The following is a 23,147-nucleotide window of genomic DNA, read 5'->3' as shown; positions in this document are numbered from 1 at the left end:
GCGAAGGCCGCACAATGACTTTGCTTCAGTTCGCGGTCGGTGGCGAGCAGGTATCGGACGATGTGACGGAAGAGGTCATCCGCAAGGGCGATCCGCATCGAAGCCTCATACGGTACCGTGCCGATGGCAGCGAGGTGTTCATCCACACGAGGGTGAACGTGGCACTTCTGCAAGCTGCGGCCCTGCTCCCGATCCTGCTGCTGAAGCCCATATCCCGCGAAGACGAAGTGATCCCAAAAAACGCTTTGTTGACGCCCAAGGGATCGAAGCGGAATTACGCCTTCCTCGAAAAACTTTATGAGGGTCTAGTCGGCGCGACTTGCCCAGCATGTTACCTAGCCGAGCGGCACGGTGAGGGGCGGCGGGACTATTACTTTGCGACGGAGGATGTCCCAGGTTTCGAGGCTATTGCACGGTCGGCCGCAACATCTCTTGCCTTTTCGCTGACGCTCGAGCGGCATTCGCTTGCTGCAGTTGCCCCACAGATTCTTCCTGCCGAGGCGATTGGCGACCTCGGCCTCGAAATCGCCTCCGACGCTCGGATACGGCCGACTCGCTTCGAATTCTGGGGTGCGGAGGCGTCGCTGACAAAGCTGCGCGCCGCGCTCGAATCACGCGGCTATCGCTTCATCGCTTTCGATGCGTTTTCTCGGGAACTGCGCATGGTGAAGGACGTGCCGATCGATGGGGAGGGATTCCGGGCAGTGCTGAGGGAAATCGTCCCTTTGGCCCGTTCCCTGCAATGCAGCTATCGCGGCACGGAAACCATCGAGGGCCATGAACAGTTTTTGCTCACCCGCCCCTTGCCTCAACGTTATACTGGCGCGCAGCGCGCAAGCATCCTTCGGCGCATTTTCGGTCGTGGGTGAGCGCTATCGGCAGTAGGCAGTAGGCAGTAGGCAGTAGGCAGTAGGCAGTAGGGGTTGCCGTTTCTCGGCAGTCTACTGCCTATTCCCTACTGCCTAAGCCCTCACATCTTATCAATCACCGACTGCACGCCTTCCGTCGGCGCATCGACCGACGAGCCCGCCACCATGATGGCGGCGACGATGGCTTCGGGGTCTTCGACCACCAGCGGCTTCACCCGCTGTGCCGTGTGAATGAAGCCCTCGCTCGACATATGGTCGATCAGCGCCAGCATCGGATTCCAGAACCCTTTGACGTTGGCGAAGACAATCGGCTTGCGGTGATGGCCGAGCTGACCCCAGGTCATGACCTCGACGATCTCCTCGACCGTGCCGATGCCGCCCGGCAGCGCCACAAAGGCGTCGGATTTTTCGAACATCTTGTGCTTGCGCTCGTGCATGTTGTCGGTGATCAGCAGTTCGTCGAGCCGGTCAAGCGCGGTTTCGGTCGCTTCCTTGTTGATGAGGAAGCGCGGAATGATGCCCGTTACCTTGCCACCGGCCTTGAGCGCGCCTTCGGCGACGGCGCCCATAATGCCTTTGGTGCCGCCGCCATAGACCAGTCGCAGGCCGGATTTGGCGAGCGAGCGGCCAAGCAGGTGTCCGGCCTTGGCGTAGATTTCATCGCGGCCCGGAGACGAGCCGCAGTAGACGCAGACGGATCGAATCGTGTTCATGCGTGATTGGTGATTGGGTCTGAATGCGGGGTCAAGCCCCTGAGGCTGACAAGCTCGGGCTTTTTCTTGTCGGTTCCGGCAAAACACGCTAGACCGGCGTTAGGTGGCTAAGGGACAGGGGAAATATGGCTGTTAATCCATTGAAGGCGTTTCTGTTCGCGGCGGGTGGGACCGTCGCGATCATCGGAACCGCCTATGTATCGGGCGCACTCAACCCGTATCTCAATCCCACGCCGCCGGCGGAGATTGCGTCGCTGACGCCGCCGGCCGACTCCGGGACCGAGGGAAGGCTGCCGCCGGCGCCTGCCGCCCCGACCGATGCCAAGGCTACGCCGGCACCGGCGCCAGCCGACGCAACGGCCCCCGCAACAGAAGCAGCCGCTCCGGCAGCACCGGCTGTGGCCGGCCCGGTTGTGCCGAGCTTCGATGTCGTGCGCGTCGAAAGCAACGGCTCGATCGTCGTTGCCGGCAATGCCGCGCCCAATTCAAAGGTCGAGATCCTCAACGGCTCGACAGTGCTCGGCTCGACGGTCGCCGGCCCCGATGGCGCTTTCGTCATCGTTCTCGACGATCCGCTCAAGCCCGGCGACTATACGATCGCGCTGCGTTCGACGGCCGGAGATGTGGTTACGCCTTCGGTGCAGACCGCCGTCGTTTCGGTTCCCAAGGATGCCGCCGGCCAGGTGCTGGCGATGGTCGAGGAGCCCGGCAAGCCCGCCGAGCTGCTGACTGTTCCGGCGCCCGAGACCAAGCCTGCGGCACCGGCTGCCGGCGATCAGGCCGCTGCTCCCGCTGCCGAGGCGCCTGCCGCGACCGCCCCAGCCGAAACTGCGCCCGCCGCTCCGGCTGAGGTCGATACCGCAGCAGCTCCGGCCCCGGCAGCCCCGGCAACACCGCCGGCTGTGGCAGTGGCCGAACCCAAGATCGTCGTTGAGGCGGTCGAGATCGACGGCAACAAGATTTTCGTCGCCGGTCTGGCTGACGCCGGCCGCAAGGTGCGCGCCTATGCCAACGATATCCTGCTCGGCGACGCAGTGACGTCGCCCGATGGCCATTTCCTGGTCGAGGCGACGCGCGACATCCCGGTTGGCAGCTACACCATCCATGTCGACGGTCTCGATGCCGACGGCGTGAAGGTGGTGGCCCGCGCCGCCGTGCCGTTCGAGCGCGAACCCGGCGACGTGGTCGCCGCCGTGGCGCCCGCAGAGACCAAGCCGGCCGCACCGGCTGCCGCCGCATCGGCTCCGGCTACCACCGCACCGGCAGTTGCCGAGGCACCGGCCACGACGGCCCCAGCCGCACCCGCTGCCGAGGCACCGGCCGTGGTCGCTGCTGCGACACCCGAAGCGCCCGAGACGGTTGCACCGAAGCTCGAACATGCCGACGGCGCTGTCATCATCCGCCGCAACGACACGCTGTGGCGGATTTCACGGCGTGTCTACGGTCACGGCGTGCGCTTCTCCACCATCTATCTCGCCAACCAGGACCAGATCAGCGATCCCGACCGCATCTGGCCAGGGCAGGTGTTCAAGGTCCCGGAAAAGTCCAAGGAAGGCGAAGCCGCCGACCTCAAGGCGATGGGCGAGCAAGCAACGACGGCGCCGACGAAGGCGCAGTAGGGTCGGCGACTAGCCAATCTCCCCCCATGTGGGGGAGATGCCCGGCAGGGCAGAGGGGGGCGCTGTCCCGCCGGCCTGTCGCTAATTTCCACACGCGCGCCGGCTGCGGACCCTCTTTGCAGATCATTAAGGTCGCGTTTCTTCGCGCCCCCCTCTGTCCTGCCGGACATCTCCCCCACGAGGGGGGAGATTACCCTTCTACCCATCGGGTTAGCTTGCCCCACGTCCGTTCATCGTCTATCGCCGATGAACGATGACAGACTCGCTCGCTGAACCAGACCACGCAAACTGCGCACCGCCCGAAAGCCGCGCGGTTGCCGCCCGCTTTGCAGCACTCTCACATCCGGCGCGCATCGAGATCCTCAAACATCTCTCGGCCAGCAATTCCTGTTGCTGCCGCGAGGTCGTCGACCATCTCGACCTGGCGCAGTCGACCGTGTCCCAGCACTTGAAAATCCTGGTCGAAGCCGGATTGGTCCGCTTCCAGCCCGACCGTCAGCGCTCGCGCTATGAGGTCGACCGCGCGGCACTCGCCGACGTTTCCGCATCGCTGACCGCGCTCGTCAATTCCTGCTGCTCCGGCCGCTGACCTCCCACCCAAAAGGCAAGACAAGTGGCAGAAAAAACCGTTTCCGATAGCTCGACCTTCGGCACCTTGCGCAATCTGTGGCCGTATATGTGGCCGGCCGACCGCGCCGATCTGAGGGCACGCGTCACCTGGGCGACGCTGCTTCTGGTCGTTGCCAAGCTGACGCTGGTTGCCGGGCCTTATTTCTTCAAATGGGCGACCGATGCGCTGGCGGGCGACGCCAAGTCGCCGCCGCCGCTGCCGTCCTTCCTGCTGGCGCCGGTCATGCTGGTCGTCGCCTACAACGTCGTGCGGCTGGTGCAGCTCGGCTTCAACCAGCTGCGCGATGCCCTGTTTGCTCGCGTCGGCCAATATGCGGTGCGCCAGCTCGCTTTCCGGACCTTCGTCCACATGCACCAGCTGTCGCTGCGCTTTCACCTCGAGCGCCRSACCGGCGGCCTATCGCGCATCATAGAGCGCGGCACCAAGGGCATCGAGACGATCGTGCGCTTCATCATGCTGAACACGGCGCCGACCATTCTCGAATTCGCGCTGACCACAGGCATCTTCGCCTACACCTATGGCTGGAAATATGTGGCCGTGGTGGCGCTCACCGTCTGGATCTATGTCTGGTTCACGGTCCGCGCCAGCGACTGGCGCATCTCGATCCGCCGCGACATGAACGACAGCGACACCGACGCCAACACCAAGGCGATCGACTCGCTGCTCAATTTCGAGACGGTCAAATATTTCAACAACGAGGCCATGGAAGCCGAGCGCTTCGACCGTTCGATGGCGCGCTATGAAATGGCGGCGACCAGGATCTGGACCTCGCTCGGCTGGCTGAACTTCGGCCAAGGCATCATCTTCGGCCTCGGCACCGTCATCGTCATGTGCATGTCGGCACTTGAGGTGCAGGCCGGCACGCAGACGGTCGGCGATTTCGTCTTCATCAACGCCATGCTGGTGCAGCTTTCGGTTCCGCTCAATTTCATCGGCTTCATCTACCGCGAAATCCGCCAGGGCCTGACCGACATCGAGCAGATGTTCGACCTGCTCGATGTGCCGCAGGAAATCACCGACAAGCCCGGCGCCAAGCCGCTCGCCGTCTCGGCCGGCAAGGTCGAATTCCGCGATGTGCATTTTTCCTATGACCCCAACCGCAAGATCCTGAAAGGCGTTTCCTTCGAGGTGCCGGCCGGCAAGACCGTGGCCATTGTCGGTCCGTCGGGCGCCGGCAAGTCGACGATCTCGCGGCTGTTGTTCCGCTTCTATGACGTCCAGGGCGGCCAGGTGCTGATCGACGGCCAGGATGTCAGGGATGTGACGCAGCAGAGCCTGCGCGGTGCAATCGGTATGGTGCCGCAGGACACCGTGCTGTTCAACGACACCATCGCCTACAACATCCGCTATGGCCGCGTCGGCGCCAGCGAGGCGGATGTCGAGAAGGCGGCCGAGCTTGCCCAGATCGGCCCGTTCATCGAACGGCTGCCGGAAGGGTACCGCTCGATGGTTGGCGAACGTGGCTTAAAGCTCTCCGGCGGCGAAAAGCAGCGCGTGGCGATCGCCCGCACCATTTTGAAGGCGCCGCCGATCCTGATGCTCGACGAGGCGACCTCGGCGCTGGACAGCCACACCGAACAGGAAATTCAGGCCGCGCTCGACCTGGTCAGCAAGGGCCGCACCACAATCGTTATTGCCCACCGGCTGTCGACGGTGATCACCGCCGACGAGATCATCGTGCTCAAGGACGGCCAGATCGCCGAACGCGGCACCCACGCCGAACTGATGCGCCAGCACGGCCTCTACGCCTCCATGTGGGATCGCCAGCGCGAGGCAACAGAAGCCGAAGAGAGGCTGCGGATTGCACGGGAGAGCGATGAGCTTGGTGTGATTGTGCGCAGAAGGACGTCGGAGGTGAATTAGGCGATGGAGCGCCAATCTCCCCCCTTGAGGGGGAGATGTCGCCGAAGGCGACAGAGGGGGTCGCTGCGCGTGGAGCGCCGACGCCTTCCGTGACGAAAGAGGGCGCTGGCGCTCTACGTGAGACGACCCCCTCTGTCCTACCGGACATCTCCCCCTCAAGGGCGGAGATCAGCAGCGTCGCCGCCGTTCCATCACCACCAAAAAATTTCCCTCTTGACCTCAACCTAAGTTGAGATCGCAAACCCGTTCCTGAGCCACCGAACCCACGTCGTTCAAGAACGGAGACAATTTGAAAATGGATCAACTCAATCAACAGCATGACAATGGCAGCGTGTTCCGGGTCGACAAGTTCGTCGTGCCTGTCGAAGCCCGGCAGGAAATCCTCACCAAGGTCAGGATGACACATGAGTTGCTGCGCCAGCAGCAGGGTTTCGTGCAGGATTTCCTGCTTGAGCAGTTCTCCGGTCCGGGTGAGTTCAACCTGGTCACCATCGTCGAATGGGAAAGCCAGGCGGCCGTCGACAAAGTGGTGCCGATCGTCAAGGCTGCGCATGAGCGCGTCGCTTTCAACCCACAGGAGACCATCGCCAGGCTTGGTGTGAAGGCAGATATCGCCAACTATCAGCGGATTCCGGGACTATAGGAGGGCCAGCCCGTGCCAGGTGCTGGCGCTTCGGCGCTCAGCACCTGACCGGTGCGGGCATCGCTGATCATGTTCTCGAAGCCGCGCCATTCGGCGGCGGTGATGAACAGCGTTTTGCCATCCGGGCCGCCGAGCATGCAGGCAAAGCAGCCGCGATCGACCTCGATCGTCTCCAGCACCTCGCCACCTTCGCGCACCCGCACGCAGTGCTTGTTGGGAACATCCGCATACCAGGCAGCACCTTCGGCATCGAGGCAGATGCCGTCGGGAAAGCCATCGAGATCGGCCCAGACGCGACGGTTGGAAAGGCTGCCATCGGCAGCAATATCGAAAGCGGTCAGCCGGTTGGCGTGCGATTCCGCGATGATCAGCGTCTTGTTGTCCGGCGTTACGGCCATGCCATTGGCGAACGCGATGTCCTCGGCCACCTGCCGAACCTTGCCGTCCGGGGTGATCAGCACGATGGTGCCCGGCCCGAAATGCTCACCCGGCGCCGGCGCCGGCCCGCCGCCATTGACATAGATGTTGCCGCGCCCGTCGACGACGATCTCGTTCCATGGGCTCTTCGACAGCGACCGGAGATCGGCATGGGCGGCGAGCGTTCCATCCGCCTCCTGCCGCAGCAGCAGCCCTTCGCGCCCCGAAATGACCAGCAGCCTCCCGTCCGGCAGCCAGTCGACGGAATAGGGCAGGATCGCCGGCACGGTGAGCATCACCTCGCTCTTGCCGTCCTCATCCGCCGCGACGATCTCGCCGGTACCCCAGTTGCAGACCCACAGGCGTCCGTCATGCCAGCGCGGCGATTCGCCGAAAGCGAGGGCTTGTGTAATGACCTTGGCGTTCAAGGCGACTGATTTCGACGATGGCATTGCTGACCCCTTGGTTTGTCAATTCGGCATTGTCGCGAAGCGCTTTCCTGCCAAGGACGTGTGAGCCTATGCCGCCCCGACATGACCGTCGGCAATTTGCGCAAACCATCGTGCGGATGCCGCTGGCAAATTTGATCAGATAGGAGTGCCTTTCCTCCTTGAGGGCAGCTGATATTGTCGCGTCGGAAGTAACCCCCTCCGCGCAAGTTTTCCGGCCAAGAGAGTATTTTCGATGTTCGGCTTCTTTTCTCGCAAATCCAAGAAAACGCCCGAGAAGGCGGCATCAGATTCTGGAAAGCAGTTGGAATTCGGCCTGCCGTTGCCGGTCGTCGTACTGCGTTCGAACGTCGCGGAGGCTGATGAAGAGCCGTTTTTTCTCGTCTTCGCTGTCATGCAATTCGTCACAGCGATGGTTTCCAAGGGACTCCATCGTTATCCCGAAATCGACCCCAAGGCGATGCAGGTCCTTCATGCCGACTCGTACTCTTCAGAGGTAAAGAACGGCGGCCATAGTCAATTCATCCACAATGCCGGGCAGGAAATCGGTGCCATGATTGCCAACGCACGGGTCGGACTCACTGCTTGTGGTGCAAAGGGCCAACTTGCGACTCTGGAAAAGATGTCCGCCTGGATTTTAGATCATCCCGACGAAGCCGCCGAGCAGACGAGCTTCGAGGGGGGACGGGATGATTTTCTCGATACGCTTGATGATGCGTTCTACGATGCTGATGAGGCCGCGCCGATGGAGAACCTTTTGGCGCGCTGGATCGCGTCATGGCCTGATCTGCAAATTGTCGAGAATGACGATTACGAGGATGTCATACAGCGGTTGGTGATCGCCAATCCGCAACGCGAAGGCAGGCTTCTTCATGAGTCGGTCAGCAAACTGGTCAGCCAGATGTTGAGCCCGCGCGACGTCGGTGCCGGCCTCGCCTGCGCAGCGATATCGCCATCGGAGATCAAACTGGGGTTCGGAATGGCAAGAATGCTGGATGTCGGAGGCGAAAAGCAAATGGTCTTTCAACTCCGCACCGACGCGAATGAGCTCCGGCTATGCGCAGCAACAAAGGTACACGTCACCGTTTACGAGTATATCCCCCCTGACGATCCACCGGTCATGCGCCCAGGTGAGAACCTGTTGGGAGCTTATGCACCTAGGATCGGGATGCGGCTTGGACGCGCGGAGGAGTCGGAGGTTGAGACAGTAATCCAACTGACGGAACAAAATCATGCGCCGGTCGCTGTCGACTTCCTGCTGCGCAAGGCCGGCTTCGATCCGCTGGGTGCCATCGTTTCAGCCAACTCTGTGGTGCAAACGGCGGAAGGGCCAGTGGTGAATTGGGTGGTGCTGGCGTCTGACCGGACCTTCCTCTCCCTGTCTTCGCCAAATGGCAGTGTGCTCTTACGTGGCGAAGATTGCGAAAAGCTCGCCGAGGCTACGCTGCCTGAACTCGACGCCCACTTTGATCGCTCCGCTGCGGCGGGCTAGCGACAGCAAGCCTACTGTTTTTCGCTCAGGAAGAACGTGCCATCGGCATGGCCGTTGGCGCCGCATGACGGCGGCTCCGATCTATCATCCTTGCTGGTGCCGTCCTGCTCGACGGCGAGCGCATCGCCATCGCGGCGAAAGGTGAAGACAAAACCGGTCGGTTTGTCGTTATCGTCGGTGTCGACCAGCCGCAGGGTCTTGCGCTTCTCGACCGTGCCACCGATGTCGCACGCACCGCTTCCCGAGACGGGGTTGGTGACGATTTCTGCCGAAATCTCGAGCTTGCCAGTGCCAGCTGCCTTGATCTCGACCGAGCCACGCACGCTGCTCCATGTGCCGATCAAAACTGCATCCGCCGGCTTGCGGATGGCGGCCAGGAAGGTCGCCCGGTCGTGCAGGAATTCGCCGAGATCGAAAGTCTGCTGGTCTTTGGGCGTGTTCTCGTTGAAGCCGGCGATCTGGTCGCGATATGCGATGAAGTCGCTCTGGTCGTCCCGCAGCGCCTTGCCGGCATGAGCATCGAGCGTCTTCAGCAGCGCGGCATAATTCTTCGCTACATCGGCATCGGCTTGCGCCAGGGCCGGATCGGCGCAAATGGCCTTTTCCGCCACGCTGGTGGCCTTGGCGCAATCGAAGGACGGCTTGCCTTGCGCCGCTGCATGGGCTGCCAGCAGTGCGGTCAAAACGGCACTCACGGCTGCCAATTGCATGGCAGGGTGGTGCGCTTTCCCTGATTTCGGCATCATGGGCAGTCGGCCTTTTCGCCGTGCGTTCAGCCAGCGGTGGCTTGAATTCTGGCGGCAAAGCCGCCGACAGGCAAGCACGTCGCCGCTGCTGCCGGCCGTGGCCAATGCAGCCTTGCCCAATGTTGCGTTGCGACGACGGAGCCTTTCCGGTATTGAGGCCGGACCTGAAACAGGGACCGCCCCATCCCATGAGTTCCACCCAATGAGCCTCGTCGATTCGATCAAGAATGCGTTCGTTCCGATCCATCGCGAGGGCTATCCGTTCATTGCCGCCTTCGGCGCGGGCACGCTGTTCCTCGGCTATTTCTCCTCGGTGCTGTTCTGGATCGGCCTGATCCTGACCTCGTGGTGCGTCTATTTCTTTCGCGATCCCGAGCGCGTCACCCCGGTCGACGACCGGTTGGTGGTCAGCCCCGCCGACGGCGTCATCTCGGCGGTCGGGCCAGCTGTGCCGCCGCGCGAGCTCGGCCTCGGCAACACCGAAATGACCCGCATCTCGGTGTTTATGAACGTCTTTTCCTGCCACGTGAACCGCGCGCCTGTGCGCGGCCGCATCACGAAAATCGAGCACCGGCCGGGCAAGTTCCTCAACGCCGAACTCGACAAGGCAAGTTCGGAAAATGAGCGCAACGGGCTGGTCATCGACAGCCCCAACGGCACCGTCGCCGCCGTGCAGATCGCCGGCCTGGTGGCGCGGCGCATCGTCTGCTGGGCCGAGACCGGCGGCTCGATCACCATCGGCGAACGTTTTGGCCTGATCCGCTTCGGATCGCGTGTCGACGTGTTCCTGCCATCGACCGCGGTACCGCGTGTCGCTGTCGGTCAGACCGCGGTCGGTGGCGAAACCGTGCTCGCCGAATTCGGCGGCATCGCCGCAACCCCGCTCGTCAGGATTTCGTAAGCGGTGGGCGCGCCGTTCAAAAAATTCGAGGCACACGGCAGCGGCGGCCCGCGCATCCGCGAAATCCCGATGCGCATGGTGCTGCCCAATCTGGTCACCGTGCTTGCCATCTGTGCCGGTCTGTCCGGCATCCGCTTCGGCTTCGAAGGCCGCTTCGAGCCGGCAGTGGTGATGGTGCTTCTCGCCGCCTTCCTCGACGGCATAGACGGCCGCCTGGCGCGCATGCTGAAGGCGACGTCGAAATTCGGCGCGCAGATGGATTCGCTGGCCGACATCGTCAATTTTGGCGTTGCGCCGGCGCTGGTGCTCTATGCCTTCCTGCTCGACCGTGCGGGCTCGCCGGGCTGGATCGCGGTGCTGCTGTTCGCCATCGCCTGCGGCTTAAGGCTAGCGCGCTTCAACGTGCTCGATGAGGACCACGATCGCCCGATCTGGCAGAGCGAATATTTCGTCGGCGTGCCGGCGCCGGCAGGCGCCGTGCTGGTCATGCTGCCGCTCTATTTGTCGTTCCTGCGCGTTGGCATTGAGCCCAGCCGCCCCGCTGCCTTCGTCGCCAGCGGCTTCACCATTCTGGTCGCCTTCCTGCTGGTCAGCCGGCTGCCGGTCTATTCCGGCAAAAGCCTGAAAGTGCCGGGCGACAAGGTGCTGCCGATAATCCTTGCGGTGGTGCTCTACGTGCTGCTGTTGATGACCTATCCCTGGTACACGCTGACCGCCTCGGTCGCCGGCTATCTCATCTTCCTGCCGTTCAGCGTGCGGGCGTATTCAAAACGCGCCAAGATCGAGGGCGAGAAAGTGCCGCCTTCGGATATCGGCTGAGATCTCCCCCTCAAGGGGGGAGATTAAGCAACCACACCCAGCTTTTCGATCGCCAGCTTCCGCGTCGAGACATAATCCGTCTTGCCCGAGCCCAGAACCGGGATCTCGTCCACCTTGACGATGTCGTTGGGCACCATCAACTCAGCCGCCCCTGCCTGCTTGCCGAACTTGCGCAACTCTTCCGGATCGGCGTCGTCGGCGGTGGTGACCAGCACAATGCGCTCGCCGCGCCTTTTGTCCGGCACCGCAACCGCGGCATGGCGCTCTTCCGGCCATAGCGATTGCACCAGCATCTCGACCGCGCCCAGCGACACCATTTCGCCGGCGATCTTGGCGAAGCGTTTTGCCCGGCCGCGAATGGTGATGAAGCCCTCGCGGTCGACCGAGACGATGTCGCCGGTGTCGTGCCAGCCGTCCAGCGGCTGCAATTCGCCGGGGCGGTCGGCCGTCATATAGCCCATCATCAGATTCGGCCCGTCGAGCCACAGGCGCCCGGCATCTTCGATGCCCTCGAGCGGTTCGAGCTTCATGCGCATTGCCGGCAGCAGCCGCCCGACCGTGCCGTCGCGGCCATGGATGGCGGTGTTGACGGCGACCACGGGGGCGGCTTCGGTCAGCCCGAAACCCTCGATGATCGAGGCCCCGAAGCGCTCGCGGTAGACGCGCCGCGTCTCCGGCTTCACCGCTTCCGCGCCGGCGACGACGAAACGCAGGCTGGAGAAATCGCCATCCTTGGCGGTGCGGGCATAATTGGCGAGGAACGTGTCGGTGCCGAACATGATGGTCGGCTTCACCTTGCGCGCGATCTCCGGGATGATCTTGTAGTGCAGCGGCGAGGGGTAGAGGAACAGTTTTACGCCTGTCACCAGCGGCAGGATAGTGCCGCCGGTCAGGCCGAAGGAATGGAAAACCGGCAGCACGTTGAGCAGGATGTCGGACGGCGAGATGGTGATGCGCGCCTCGGCCTGCATGGCGTTGGCGTGGAGATTGCGGTGCGACAGCACCACGGCCTTGGGCGTGCCTTCCGAGCCCGAGGTGAACAGGATCACCGCGGGCTTGGCCGCATCCTGCCGCTGCAGTGTAAAGCGCCACAGGGCGGCGGCTGCGAGCTTCTCCAGCGCGGTGACGCCTGCGCGCACATCCTCCAGCCACAGCATCTTGGCGCCGCCGGCCTCGACCGCGGCTACGATGTCGGCAAGCGCGGCCTTCTCGACAAACGCGTGGGAGCACACCACCGTTCGGATCACTGCGGTGCGCACGGCGGCGGTGAGGCTCGCTGGCCCCGCGGTGTAGTTGATCATCGCCGCCACCCGGCCCGCTGAAAGCAGGCCGACGAAGGACAGCACCACGCCATTGGCGTTGGGCAGCAGCACCCCGACCGCTTCGCCCGGCGCTGTCATAGCCTCGAAGCGGCGGCCGAGCACGCGCGCGCCGATGAACATTTTTCGGTAGCTGAGCGAGCCGCCGATCACGTCCTCGATGATCGGATGCGAGGCGCCGGTGCGATCCGCTGCATCGCGCATGGCCAGGAACAGGCCGCGATCGAGGTTGCTGCCGAAAAGCCTGGCCTCGGCGATGCGGTCGAACAGCGCATTGGTGTTGGAGGCCTGGTCGGGATTGCGCGCCACCAGCTCGGCAATCGTCATCGGCTCCAGCACGCTGATCGACAGTTTTGGGAACCAGTGGCGGGGCGCCCGGTCTTTTGGCGTCAAGGAAACCGGCAGGTCGCGTGCGCCGGCGACGAAGATTGGCACGATGCGGGCCTCGGCCTGCATAGCGATGCGGGTGATGGCGCGGAAGAGGCGAAATGCCTTCACATCGGGCTCGACGGCGTCGGGCAGATAGACGGCAAGCCGGCCCTTACCCTTCAGCACCCTGACCAGCCGCCGGCTGACGAAGAGATGCTCGGCATTGAAGGCGATGGTGCGGCCAAGCTCGCGCCACGGCTCCAGCCAGGGCGAGCGCGCAGAGGCCTCGTCGAGAATATGCAGCGTGTCATCAGGCAGTAGCGACAGCATCAGCGCCGGCTCGATGCGCGACTGGTGCGAAACCACATAGATCACTGGCGCCGGCGCATTGCGTGCAATGCGGATGCGCCGGTCCTCGATCCGGTAGGCAAGCTTGAACGGCACATAGAGCAGCGCCTGGGTGAAGCGCAGGTCGAGGCGAAAGGTCTCGATCGCGCCAATCAGCAGCCAGGCCAGCACGAGACCTGCAAGCAGCGCCAGTGTCAGGATCATGCCGCGTCTCTCCCAACGTTCCGGTATCGCGGCTCTTCGTCCGCTTCGGGAGGAGAGGGTAACGCAATGGGGGGCAAGGTCAATGTAGAGCGTTTTTCCTTCTCCCCGTTCACGGGAGAAGGTGCCCGAAGGGCGGATGAGGGGCGGCGCTGCCCTTGTTGGCTTCCTCAAGCCGCCTTCAGCCTTCCACTAATAAACCGAAACTCCTGGCTCTTGCCGCCATAGCCATAAGCGGCGGCTGGAACCTCGTGCACGAAGGCATAGCTTTCCTCATGCACGCCACCCAGCAGCCTGCCAAAGGCGTCAAAGATCGCCTTCAGATACGCCTCCAGCTCCAGCTTGGTGTTGGTGCCGTCGACCACCTTGATGTCGAGCCAGAAGGTGTTGGCGCCATGCTCGGCCAGCGACTTGCCGCCGGCGAACCAGTGCTGCGGGTCGACATAGCTGACGGCGACGGCGGTGATCGTCGGGTCCTTGCGCAGATGGGTCGCCGTCAGCTCGGTGACTTCCTTGGCGATAGCAGCGGACAGTTTTGCGTTGGGCTTGCCGGTGACGCTGACATTGATGATCGGCATTTTTCTCTCCTTTTGGTTGAGCGGCGTCTGTTTGCCGTTGGAGAGACCATGTCACGGCCTTAGAATCAAAAAAATCGAATTGTTTCGAATGAAAGGTTCTGTATTATCGAAGTATGCAAGCGCTCGATCCGGATCTGCTCAAAACCTTCCTCGCCTTTGTCGATGGCGGCTCATTGGCCCAGGCTGCCTCTGTTGTCGGCCGCTCGCCCTCGGCGGTCACGGCGCAAATGCAGCGCCTGGAGGAGATCGTCGGCGAACCGCTGCTGGTGGCGCAGGGGCGCGGGCGCGGCCTGACGCCGGCCGGCGAGGATCTGGTCGGCCATGCACGCCGCATCCTTGCCGTGCACAGCGAGGCCTGGCTGGCGCTGAAGGGCGCGCGCGCCGCTGGCCGCGTCGCCATCGGCACGACGCAGGATTTCGCCGACAGCGGCCTGCCGGAGCTGCTGCGCGCCTTTGCAACCAGCCATCCGCGCGTCAGGATCGAATTGCGCGTCGGCCGCTCGGCCGAGCTTGGCGAGGCGCTGCAGGCCGGGCAGCTCGATCTGGCCATTGTCATGCGCAAAACCCCGGCCAATGACGAAGTCGGGCTGTTCAGTGAGCCGATGCTGTGGCTGTGCTCGCAAAAGGGGCTTGCCGTGCGGGAAGAGGAATTGCCATTGGCGCTGCTCGACCCCTATTGCGGCTTTCGCGAGGCCGCTCTTGCAACCCTCGATGCCGCCGGCCGCCGCTATCGCATCGCCGCCGGCAGCGCCAGCCTTGCCGGCCTGCGCACCGCGGTCAATGCCGGCATTGCGCTGACCTTGCGCACGGCGCGATTTGCCCATTCCGGTATCGTCGAAGCGCCGCGCGAGCTCGGCCTGCCGCCGGTACCGATGGCGCAATTCGCCATCCGGCTCGGCCAGGGCGCCGAGCGGCCGGCGCGCGACCTTGCCGCCTTGCTCAGCGACAACCTCGCTTTGCCCGGCCTTACTAGCTGATTTCCCCTGGCAGTCTGATTTTCAAAGAAAAAGCCGACCTTTACGGTCGGCTTTGAGGAAGACGGGTCGAGGGGTTKGGGGGGACTTGGGGGGTGACCCGTCGCACCAATAATGCCCGAGTCGAATGATGGTTCCATGACTCCGAAAATAATTATGGGGTTGCCGCACTTTTTCTCGCCACCAGCCAGTCGCGCCCCGCATGGGCAAAAACCGCGCACAGCACGATGCCGCCGCCGATCAGGCTGGCGGCCGGCGCGATCTCGCCCAGGAACAGGAAGGCGAACAGGATCGCGAACGGCACTTCGGCGGCACCGAGCAGGCCGGATTCGGGTGCAGGGATGAGCCGCGAACCTTCCGTCCACAGGATCGACGCCGCTGCAAACGATCCCCCGAAGGCGATAAGCAGCACGGCGTCGCGGGCCGACACCGCCAGCGGGTCGGTAACGAACCAGCCGAACACGAACAGCAGGAAGGCCGACACCGCGCCCGCCCACACCACGGGCGTGTCGCGGAAGGCGCGCACCATGATCATGTAGAGCGCGCTGCCGGTGGTCATCAGCAGAGCGAGCCCGTCACCGAACAAATGGCCTGTGCCGAAGCCCGAGCCGACCATGATTGCCACGCCGCACAGGGAGACGGCGGCAGCGACAAGCGTCTGCGCCCGGAACGGCTCGCGCACCAGCACGAAGGCGAGCAGCGCGGTGATGAAGGGCGCGGTGGCGTAGATGACCGCGACATTGGCGACATAGGTGAATTTGAACGCCGAGATGAAGGCGATGCTGGCCGCGGCGCCCTCGATCGCCAGCAACCAGCCGCGCCAGCCGAGCCTGAGGCTTTCCCGCCCGCCGGAGCGGCGTCGGCGCCACATTACATAGAAGGTGATCAGGATCGAGCCGACAAAACCGCGCCAGCAGGTGATGGTCAACGGGTCGGCATGGATCGATTTGGTCAGCACGCCGGTGAGGGCGAAGAAAGCCGCCGACGCCGACACCAGCGTGATGCCGAGTGTATGCTCGGCGGCGGTATCGGTGGTGCCTGGGCTAGCGAGAGTTTCCGTCATCTCAGCAGGCTATCCGCCTCCTCCTGCCACAATTCTGTCAGCACAGGGATACTCATAGCCGCTTGCGGAAATGCTCGTTGCCGATGATCAGCAAGCCGGCGCCGACGATCAGCGCCGCACCCAGAAACACCTCGCGGCGTGGCACATCACCCCAGATGGCGAAGCCGAGCCCAAAAGCCCAGACCAGCGAGGTGTATTCGAACGGCGCCACGATCGACACCGGCGCCCGCTTCATGCCTTCGAACAGCATAAATTGCGCCACGCCGCCGAGCGCGCCGACGCTGATCAAAAGCAGCAGCTGGCGCCAGTCCGGCATCTGCCAGACCAGCAGTGCCGGCACCGCAGAAAACACCAGGAAGTAGAAATTGTTGAGCACGAGCTGGATCAGCGTCCGCTCGGCCATCGCCGTCTTGCGCATCAACACGACCGCAACGCCCCACAGCACCGCTGCCGCCAGCACCAGCAGCATCGGCGCGGACAGGCCGAGATGGGCTGGGTCACAGGCGATGAAGACGCCGACAAAGCCGATGAACACCGCCAGCCAGCGCAGCAGCGGCACCTTTTCGCCAAGCATCACCACCGACAGCACGGTGACGATGATCGGCGCGGCGTAATAGATGGTGGTGAGTTCGGCCAGTTGCAGCGAACGGGCGGCGTTGTAATAGCAGAGCCAGGCGCCGAGCGTGAAAGCGCTGCGCAGCAGCATCGGCCGCACGATGGGCGAGCGCGCCGCGTCAGTAAAGATGCGCGGCCCGCCGATCGCCGCGCAACCGATAAGCACGGTGATCGAGCGGAAGAACATGATCTGCCAGACGCTGATACCGACGACCAGCAGCTTGATCGCCGCGTCCTGCGTCGAAAACAGGAAATAGGCGCAGCCGGTGAACAGAATGCCGGCAAGCACCCTTTCGCGGGTTTCCAATATGGCGACATCGGCCATGCTGCATCGGCCTGTTCAGAAGGAAAGTTGAAGGCGGCTCCGGCCTCTGTCGGACCCGCTTGCGTCAGCTATACGGGCGAAAGCTGGCGCGGCGCTGCTCCAGCGCCGGCCTTGCGTTGGCGCAGCCCGGCGAACCGCGCTGTCGCGGCGATCACTGCGTCGCCTGGTAGAGCTCCGAAGCGGCCTCCTTCAGCGCGCGCCGGCCGTCAGGCCTGAAATACATCATGTGGCCGCCTTCCACGACATCGAGACGGATGGGTTTTGCGCCGCCGAGCGTCGGCAGCTGGTTCACCAGATAGCGCGAGGCGAGATAGGGCGTGACGAGGTCAGTGTCGCCATTGACGATCACCACGCCCAGCGCCGGGTTCAGCGAGCGGGCGCGCTGCAGATCGTCCATCACACCGGCATAGCCTTGTCGCGAGCTGCCATAGTCCCAATTGTGGGTGACATCGCCATTGAGCAGCCGGTAGCTGACATCGGTGCGAAAGTTCAGCTCGTCGCGGATGTAGCCGACGAAGGCCGAGGTCAGTGCCGGCACGCTGCGGTCGAGCACCGGATCCGGGCCGGCGCTGCGAGCGCTCTCCGGCGCGATGTCGGCGGTGGCGATCGTGCCGTCATAGGGGCTGAGCACCTTGCCGCTGGCGCGCTGGAACTCGCGCGCGAAAAGGCTGGTCGGAATGCGGGCGAAGTTGCGCTGCACGAGCTCGAGCGGCAGGCCGGTAATCTCGGCCACACGCTGGCTGGCCAGCCGCCCACCCTGTTCCAGCCCGCTGGTCAGAGCGATGAGGTAGTCGCCCAGCGCGTACTGTTCGGCCTCGGCGAGCTTCTCGCGCAGCGCCTCGCCGTTGACGCCCTCGCCGCGCAGGCGCACCGCCGCCAGCGAGGGCAGTTCCAGCGCCCAATGCAGCGGCTGGAATTCGTCGGGTAGCACCAGCGTGAATTCCAGCGCCGGCGAGATCAGCACGATGCCGTTGGGGCTGAGGCCAACATCCTCCTGCAGCGTCCTTGCCAGCAACGCTGCACGGAACCCGCCATAGCTTTCGCCGGCGAGGAAGAGCGGCGATCCGATGCGGCCATTCTGGGTGAGGTAGAGCCGGATGAAGGCGCCGATCGAACTGGCGTCCTGGCTGACGCCCCAAAAATCTTTTGTGTCCTGGCCGGGCGCCTCGCGGCTGTAGCCGGTGCCGACCGGATCGACGAAGACGAGATCGGTCATGTCGAGCCAGCTGTCGGGATTGTCGACGAGCTTCTGCGGCGGCGGCAGGAATTGTCCATCCGCTCCGGTCGCGATGACACGCGGCCCGAGCGCGCCGAGATGCAGATAGGCGGACGCCGCGCCCGGGCCGCCGTTAAAGACGAAGGTGATGGGGCGAGCCTTCTCCGCGCCCGCCGCTGGTGGCAGCGTGTAAGCGACATAGAAGATTTCCGCCGTGACATCGCCCTTGCCGGAAAGCAGCGACAGCGTGCCGGCCTTTGCCTGGTAGTCCAGCTTGCGCCCGGCAATGGTGATTGAATGGCTGGTGATCTGCGGCGCCGGCAGTAACGACAGCACACCGCCCGTGGGTGCAGGACGCTCCGGCGTTTCGGCGAGGCCAGGCCCTATCAGTGTACCAAGCAACAGGAGAATTGCGGGAATGAGCTTTAGCGTGGCACGCATGACACCTCCGGGAATGGCTCCCGCATAGGTATGGTCTGGGCGGTCGAAGTCAAAGGGCGGTCATCGTCGAGGCTGCTAATCTCCCCCCTTGCGGGGGAGATCACCTAGGCATCGGTATTGGCCGATCTCCACACGTCGGCGGCTGAGTGCTATCAACTTGCAAAGACCATCGAAAAGGATCGAAACAAATGGACGCCACCGCACTCAAAGCCATGCAGGCGCCGCTCAAGGAGGCCTATCGCGGCGATGCCGCGCAGGCGCTGATCACGCTTCGCGCCCGGGGTTCGATCGACGACCAGTCGATCGCCTGCAAGGTCGAGACGGGCAGGGCGCTGGCCGTGGCCGGCCTGCATCCGGCCACTGGCGGTTCCGGGCTCGAACTGTGCTCGGGAGACATGCTTTTGGAGGCGCTGGTGGCGTGCGCCGGCGTGACGCTGAAGGCGGTGGCGACGGCGCTGGAGTTCAGGCTTGGCGCTGCCACTGTCGAGGCCGAAGGCGATCTCGACTTTCGCGGCACGCTGGGTGTGGCCAAGGACGCCCCCGTGGGCTTTCGCGCCATCCGGCTGAATTTCAACCTCGACACAGATGAACCGCAGGAGCGCATCGACGCGCTGATCAAGCTGACGGAACGCTATTGCGTGGTGTTCCAGACCATCAACAGCAAGCCGGAGCTGGCGGTTTCAGCGCGGGCCTGATCTCCCCCCTTGAGGGGGAGATGTCGCCGAAGGCGACAGAGGGGGTCGCCGCGCGTAGAGCGCCAGCTTTCTCTCTCGGCGAAAGGATGTCGTGTCAGGACGTACCGACCCCCTCTGCCCTGCCGGGCATCTCCCCCTCGAGGGGGGAGATACCCAATCACTGCGCGGCCGGCTCTTCCGCATCGCCCTCATCCGTAAACGGTGACGCGCTCGGCACGCAGTTCACCGCCCAGCCAGCCGGGGTCGGCTGCTTCTGGTATTCGGTGATCGCGTTGGTGCACTGTTCGCGGGTGTCGAAGGTGCTGGGCAGAACCACCATGCCGCCTTGCGGGCCGGCGATCACCAGGTACCAGACCAATGCTACGCTGGGAGCAGCCATGGGAATTCCTCGCTTTGCTGGATGTCGGAGTTGGATCGACCCTAGCAACTCCCGGCTGATGGCGAAAGCAGGGCGACGGGGGAGGGACCTGCCGGATCATCACAGACCCGTGAACAGAGCCGCTCCCCAGGGCTTCTCTCAGTTCACCGCAAAGCAGTAGAACAGGCCGTCGCCGCCGGTGCCCTTCAGCGCGTCCTGGCTGCAGCCGCCGCGCGAGGCATGCGAGGAGTTCCAGGATTTGGCGGCCGCCGACTCATCGAGGCCGGTGCGGTCGTGATGGCCCATCATCGCCGCGCCCTCCGCGCCACTTAGCGTCCAGTCGCCGCAGGTCTGGTCGGCGATCTTGGTGCCGTCGGGCTTAGAGCCGGTCAGTATGTCGTGCCGGTTCGGCTTGTCGCCGCGGCCATTGACCACTTCGCCCTTCTCGTTGAGCGCCGTCTGCTTGCTGATGGCGTTGGCGTCGCTGTGTAGCGAGGCGACGTCATCGGCGATCGTTTCGCCCTTGGCGTTGACCCACGGACCCTTGCCGATGCGGTCGCGCGCATCGGTGTCGGCGGTCGAGAGATAGGCGTGCCATTCCTTGCCGGTCACCCCGGCCGCTTCCGCCAGCGAGGCACAATGCGCATCGGCGCCTTTGAGGCCGCCGAGATCGGCGCCCTTGCCGGAACCGACGCTGGTGACGAAGAAACTCATCTTGGCGTCTTGAGCGAGGGCTACGCCAGCTGTGGCGGCAATCGCAGCGGCGGCAACGAGAAGAAGTCTGCGCATGTCGGTCCTCCGGTTTCGAATGTCCTACATTCGAAGAAACGTAACTGGAGGCCTGTTTAATCCCGACGCATGTCGCCCAAAAGTGTGCTGCGGTTTTGGGAGAACGACATGCGTCAGAACAAGACCAGCTTTATTCCGGCTGCTGGTAAGCGACGAAGCGCTGGTGCCTGGCCTGGAAGATCAGCCCGGTCTCTTTCAACTCGGGGCTCGCCAGCGGCACGATGCGCTTTGCGATCTCCGACGGGTGCGGCAGCGTCTCTGGATCCTCGCCGGGCGCGGCCTGCGCGCGCATGGCGGTACGGGTGGCGCCAGGATCGGCGGCATTGATGCGCAGCGGCAGGCTTTGCGTCTCATGTGCCCAGGAGCGCATCATGGTTTCGACCGCAGCCTTCGACGCGGCGTAAGGCGCCCAGAACGCGCGCGCCGAATGCGCGGCTCCGGAGGACATGAGAATGGCGCGGCCGGCGTCGGAGAGCCTGAGCAGCGGATCGACCGAGCGGATCAGCCGCCAGGTCGAGGTGACGTTGATGGTCATCACCTTCTCGAAGGTTTTCGCCTCGACATGGCCGATCGGCGAGATGACGCCGAGCACACCGGCATTGGCGACCAGGATGTCGAGCTTGCCCCAGCGCTCATGGATGGCGCCGCCTAGCCGGTCGATGCCAGGCATGTCGGTGAGGTCGAGAGGCACCAGCGTCGCTTCACCTTTGCCGGTTTTTGCGCGTTCGGCCTTGATCTGGTCGTCGAGCTCTTCCAGCCCGCCGACGGTGCGGGCAACCGCGATGACATGCGCGCCGGCGGCGGCAAGCTCCTTGGCGATGAAATAGCCGATGCCGCGCGAGGCGCCGGTAACGACCGCGACGCGGCCGGAGAGGTCGAGGGTCATGCGATGGCTTCCGTGAGGTGGGTGCGAGACACCCCCCTCTGCCCTGCCGGGCATCTCCCCCTCAAGGGGGGAGATTGGATTTCATCAACGCTGGCCCTTGTTCTGCTACCTTGGCGATTGGCGAAAACAGAGGTGGCAGCTGATCTCCCCCCTTGAGGGGGAGATGTCCGGCAGGACAGAGGGGGGTAAACTGGCGAAGGCAAATGCTGGTTCGGCAACCCTACGCCCCGTTGTTCGCCAGCAGCGACAGCGTGCGCACATTGTCGTGGCCTTCGAAGTCGAGCAGGCGGGTCGGGTACTGGCCGGTGAAACAGGCGTCGCAGAATTGCGGCTGCTCATTGTCGCGGCCGGCTTCGCCGACGGCGCGGTAAAGCCCGTCGATAGTCAGGAAGCCGAGTGAATCGACGCGGATGAACTCAGCCATTTCCTCGATCGACATGCGCGACGCCAACAGCTTCGACTTCTCCGGTGTGTCGACGCCGTAGAAGCACGACGCGCTGGTCGGCGGCGAGGCGATGCGCATATGCACTTCCCGGGCGCCGGCGTCGCGCACCATCTGCACGATCTTCTGGCTGGTGGTGCCTCGCACGATGGAATCGTCGACCAGCACCACCCGCTTGCCCTCGATCATGCGGCGGTTGGCGTTATGCTTCAGCTTCACACCCATGTGGCGGATGGAATCGCCGGGCTGGATGAAGGTGCGACCGACATAGTGGTTGCGGATGATGCCGAGCTCGAAGGGAATACCGGCGGCTTGGGAAAAGCCGATCGCCGCCGGCGTGCCGGAATCCGGCACCGGCACGACGATGTCGGCCTCGACCGGGCTTTCCTGCGCCAGCTCGGCGCCGATGCGCTTGCGCACCTCATAGACGTTGCGGCCTTCGACCGAGGAGTCCGGGCGGGCGAAATAGACATATTCGAAGATGCAGAAGCGGGTCTTCTGCGGCTCGAACGGGAACAGGCTCTCAATGCCCTTCGAGGTCACGACGACCATCTCGCCGGGCTTCAGGTCGCGCACGAAGCGGGCGCCGATAATGTCGAGCGCGCAGGTTTCGGAGGCCAGGATCCAGGCGCCGTCGAGGTCGCCCAGCACCAGCGGCCGGATGCCCAGCGGATCGCGGCAGCCGATCATCTTCTTGGAGGTCATCGCCACCAGCGAGAAGGCGCCTTCGACCTGACGCACGGCGTCGATGAAGCGCGAATTTAAATCGCGCTCCTTGCTGGTCGCAACGAGGTGCAGCAGCGTCTCGGTGTCGGAGGTCGACGAGAAGATCGCGCCCTGCTTCTGCAGCGCGCGCTGTACCGTCATGGCGTTGGTGAGGTTGCCATTATGGGCGACGGCAAAGCCGCCATCGGCGAGTTCGGCGAAGAAGGGCTGGATGTTGCGCATGCCGGCGCCGCCTGTGGTGGCGTAGCGCGTGTGGCCGATGGCGCGGTTGCCTTGCAGGCTGTCGATGACATGCTGCTTGGTAAAGGTGTCGCCGATCAGGCCGACATGGCGTTCGACATGGAACTGGGTGCCGTCATAAGAGACGATGCCGGCCGCTTCCTGGCCGCGATGTTGCAGCGCGTGCAGGCCCAGTGTGACGATGGCCGCGGCGTCCTGCCGGCCAAAAATGCCGAACACACCGCATTCATCGTGGAAATGATCGTCTGCTTCGGCGGAAAGCACGTCGTCTGCGTCTGCCTTCGAAACTGCCATGGGGCTCAAGCTCCGCTAAAATGGCCATATAAGGCGATAGCGCCGCGAAAGCAACGCACGCCGTGCGCCGTTCACACCATAGTCAGACCAGAACTGACGGAATGGC

General features: G+C 63.9%; 22 protein-coding genes. 10 read left to right on the top strand and 12 right to left on the bottom strand.

The window, feature by feature from the left end; translation table 11 throughout:
* The first annotated feature begins 14 nt into the window (after window positions 1-14).
* Entirely contained in the window at window positions 15-869 is an 855-nt protein-coding gene (locus tag AC1DYO_RS15795; protein WP_477264680.1) for a hypothetical protein, read from the top strand.
* A gap of 101 nt (window positions 870-970) precedes the next feature.
* Here AC1DYO_RS15795 and AC1DYO_RS15790 read toward each other — a convergent pair whose 3' ends face one another.
* The gene (locus AC1DYO_RS15790) at window positions 971-1,582 is read right to left on the bottom strand and encodes an LOG family protein (protein WP_477264678.1); all 612 of its coding nucleotides are present in this window, start codon (window positions 1,580-1,582) and stop codon (window positions 971-973) included.
* 125 nt (window positions 1,583-1,707) lie between these two features.
* Between AC1DYO_RS15790 and AC1DYO_RS15785 the strand changes: the two genes are divergently transcribed.
* From AC1DYO_RS15785 to AC1DYO_RS15770, 4 genes are all read left to right on the top strand, one after another.
* Window positions 1,708-3,201 (top strand): LysM peptidoglycan-binding domain-containing protein, encoded by a 1,494-nt coding sequence (locus AC1DYO_RS15785; RefSeq protein ID WP_477264676.1) that lies wholly within the window; start codon window positions 1,708-1,710, stop codon window positions 3,199-3,201.
* 253 nt (window positions 3,202-3,454) lie between these two features.
* Window positions 3,455-3,790: an ArsR/SmtB family transcription factor gene (locus AC1DYO_RS15780; protein WP_477264674.1), complete on the top strand. Its 336-nt coding sequence runs from the start codon at window positions 3,455-3,457 to the stop codon at window positions 3,788-3,790.
* 24 nt (window positions 3,791-3,814) lie between these two features.
* Complete coding sequence (locus tag AC1DYO_RS15775; RefSeq protein ID WP_477264672.1) at window positions 3,815-5,695, top strand: ABCB family ABC transporter ATP-binding protein/permease; 1,881 nt, start codon at window positions 3,815-3,817, stop codon at window positions 5,693-5,695.
* Between the two features lie 295 nt (window positions 5,696-5,990).
* Window positions 5,991-6,338 carry an antibiotic biosynthesis monooxygenase gene (locus AC1DYO_RS15770; RefSeq protein WP_477264670.1) on the top strand — a complete coding sequence of 116 codons (348 nt, stop codon included), beginning with the start codon at window positions 5,991-5,993 and terminating at the stop codon, window positions 6,336-6,338.
* Here AC1DYO_RS15770 and AC1DYO_RS15765 read toward each other — a convergent pair.
* A complete protein-coding gene (locus tag AC1DYO_RS15765) occupies window positions 6,317-7,207 on the bottom strand; it encodes an SMP-30/gluconolactonase/LRE family protein (RefSeq protein WP_477264668.1) in 891 nt (296 codons plus the stop codon). The genes AC1DYO_RS15770 and AC1DYO_RS15765 overlap by 22 nt on opposite strands.
* Window positions 7,208-7,439: 232 nt before the next feature.
* On the opposite strand from AC1DYO_RS15765, the gene AC1DYO_RS15760 reads away from it, so the two are divergent.
* Window positions 7,440-8,696: a DMP19 family protein gene (locus AC1DYO_RS15760; protein WP_477264666.1), complete on the top strand. Its 1,257-nt coding sequence runs from the start codon at window positions 7,440-7,442 to the stop codon at window positions 8,694-8,696.
* Window positions 8,697-8,707: 11 nt separating this feature from the next.
* On the opposite strand, the gene AC1DYO_RS15755 is transcribed toward AC1DYO_RS15760, so the two are convergent.
* Window positions 8,708-9,391: a lysozyme inhibitor LprI family protein gene (locus AC1DYO_RS15755; protein ID WP_477264664.1), complete on the bottom strand. Its 684-nt coding sequence runs from the start codon at window positions 9,389-9,391 to the stop codon at window positions 8,708-8,710.
* Between AC1DYO_RS15755 and AC1DYO_RS15750 the strand changes: the two genes are divergently transcribed.
* Window positions 9,291-10,343, top strand: coding sequence for a phosphatidylserine decarboxylase (locus AC1DYO_RS15750; protein WP_477264662.1), 1,053 nt, complete (start codon window positions 9,291-9,293; stop codon window positions 10,341-10,343). The genes AC1DYO_RS15755 and AC1DYO_RS15750 overlap by 101 nt on opposite strands.
* Window positions 10,344-10,346: 3 nt before the next feature.
* Window positions 10,347-11,162: a CDP-alcohol phosphatidyltransferase family protein gene (locus AC1DYO_RS15745; protein WP_477264660.1), complete on the top strand. Its 816-nt coding sequence runs from the start codon at window positions 10,347-10,349 to the stop codon at window positions 11,160-11,162.
* A gap of 23 nt (window positions 11,163-11,185) precedes the next feature.
* Here AC1DYO_RS15745 and AC1DYO_RS15740 read toward each other — a convergent pair whose 3' ends face one another.
* Both AC1DYO_RS15740 and AC1DYO_RS15735 read right to left on the bottom strand, forming a co-directional pair.
* Window positions 11,186-13,402, bottom strand: a complete 2,217-nt coding sequence (locus AC1DYO_RS15740; RefSeq protein WP_477264658.1) for an AMP-binding protein — start codon at window positions 13,400-13,402, stop codon at window positions 11,186-11,188.
* 167 nt (window positions 13,403-13,569) lie between these two features.
* Window positions 13,570-13,977 carry a tautomerase family protein gene (locus AC1DYO_RS15735; protein ID WP_477264656.1) on the bottom strand — a complete coding sequence of 136 codons (408 nt, stop codon included), beginning with the start codon at window positions 13,975-13,977 and terminating at the stop codon, window positions 13,570-13,572.
* 113 nt (window positions 13,978-14,090) lie between these two features.
* Between AC1DYO_RS15735 and AC1DYO_RS15730 the strand changes: the two genes are divergently transcribed.
* Window positions 14,091-14,954 (top strand): LysR substrate-binding domain-containing protein, encoded by an 864-nt coding sequence (locus AC1DYO_RS15730; RefSeq protein WP_477264654.1) that lies wholly within the window; start codon window positions 14,091-14,093, stop codon window positions 14,952-14,954.
* Between the two features lie 151 nt (window positions 14,955-15,105).
* Here AC1DYO_RS15730 and AC1DYO_RS15725 read toward each other — a convergent pair whose 3' ends face one another.
* From AC1DYO_RS15725 to AC1DYO_RS15715, 3 genes are all read right to left on the bottom strand, one after another.
* The gene (locus AC1DYO_RS15725; RefSeq protein WP_477264652.1) at window positions 15,106-16,014 is read right to left on the bottom strand and encodes a DMT family transporter; all 909 of its coding nucleotides are present in this window, start codon (window positions 16,012-16,014) and stop codon (window positions 15,106-15,108) included.
* 52 nt (window positions 16,015-16,066) lie between these two features.
* Entirely contained in the window at window positions 16,067-16,954 is an 888-nt protein-coding gene (locus tag AC1DYO_RS15720) for a DMT family transporter (RefSeq protein ID WP_477264651.1), read from the bottom strand.
* Window positions 16,955-17,105: 151 nt separating this feature from the next.
* A complete protein-coding gene (locus tag AC1DYO_RS15715; protein ID WP_477264649.1) occupies window positions 17,106-18,611 on the bottom strand; it encodes a S10 family peptidase in 1,506 nt (501 codons plus the stop codon).
* Between the two features lie 188 nt (window positions 18,612-18,799).
* Here AC1DYO_RS15715 and AC1DYO_RS15710 point away from each other — a divergent pair, with 188 nt between their 5' ends.
* Window positions 18,800-19,306 (top strand): OsmC family protein, encoded by a 507-nt coding sequence (locus AC1DYO_RS15710; RefSeq protein ID WP_477264647.1) that lies wholly within the window; start codon window positions 18,800-18,802, stop codon window positions 19,304-19,306.
* 157 nt (window positions 19,307-19,463) lie between these two features.
* On the opposite strand, the gene AC1DYO_RS15705 is transcribed toward AC1DYO_RS15710, so the two are convergent.
* The 4 genes from AC1DYO_RS15705 to purF form a co-directional block, all read right to left on the bottom strand.
* Window positions 19,464-19,685 carry a hypothetical protein gene (locus AC1DYO_RS15705; protein ID WP_023689120.1) on the bottom strand — a complete coding sequence of 74 codons (222 nt, stop codon included), beginning with the start codon at window positions 19,683-19,685 and terminating at the stop codon, window positions 19,464-19,466.
* A 138-nt stretch (window positions 19,686-19,823) separates the two neighbouring features.
* Window positions 19,824-20,453 (bottom strand): hypothetical protein, encoded by a 630-nt coding sequence (locus AC1DYO_RS15700; RefSeq protein ID WP_477264645.1) that lies wholly within the window; start codon window positions 20,451-20,453, stop codon window positions 19,824-19,826.
* A 130-nt stretch (window positions 20,454-20,583) separates the two neighbouring features.
* Entirely contained in the window at window positions 20,584-21,339 is a 756-nt protein-coding gene (locus AC1DYO_RS15695; RefSeq protein WP_477264643.1) for an SDR family NAD(P)-dependent oxidoreductase, read from the bottom strand.
* Window positions 21,340-21,559: 220 nt separating this feature from the next.
* Window positions 21,560-23,041: an amidophosphoribosyltransferase gene (purF, locus tag AC1DYO_RS15690; RefSeq protein ID WP_112397309.1), complete on the bottom strand. Its 1,482-nt coding sequence runs from the start codon at window positions 23,039-23,041 to the stop codon at window positions 21,560-21,562.
* Window positions 23,042-23,147: the final 106 nt, after the last annotated feature.

It is taken from the genome of Mesorhizobium sp. P2_F5, from assembly GCF_056403715.1.
The sequence above is the reverse complement of the archived record's forward strand: the minus strand, read 5'-3'. Positions and strand labels throughout refer to the sequence as shown.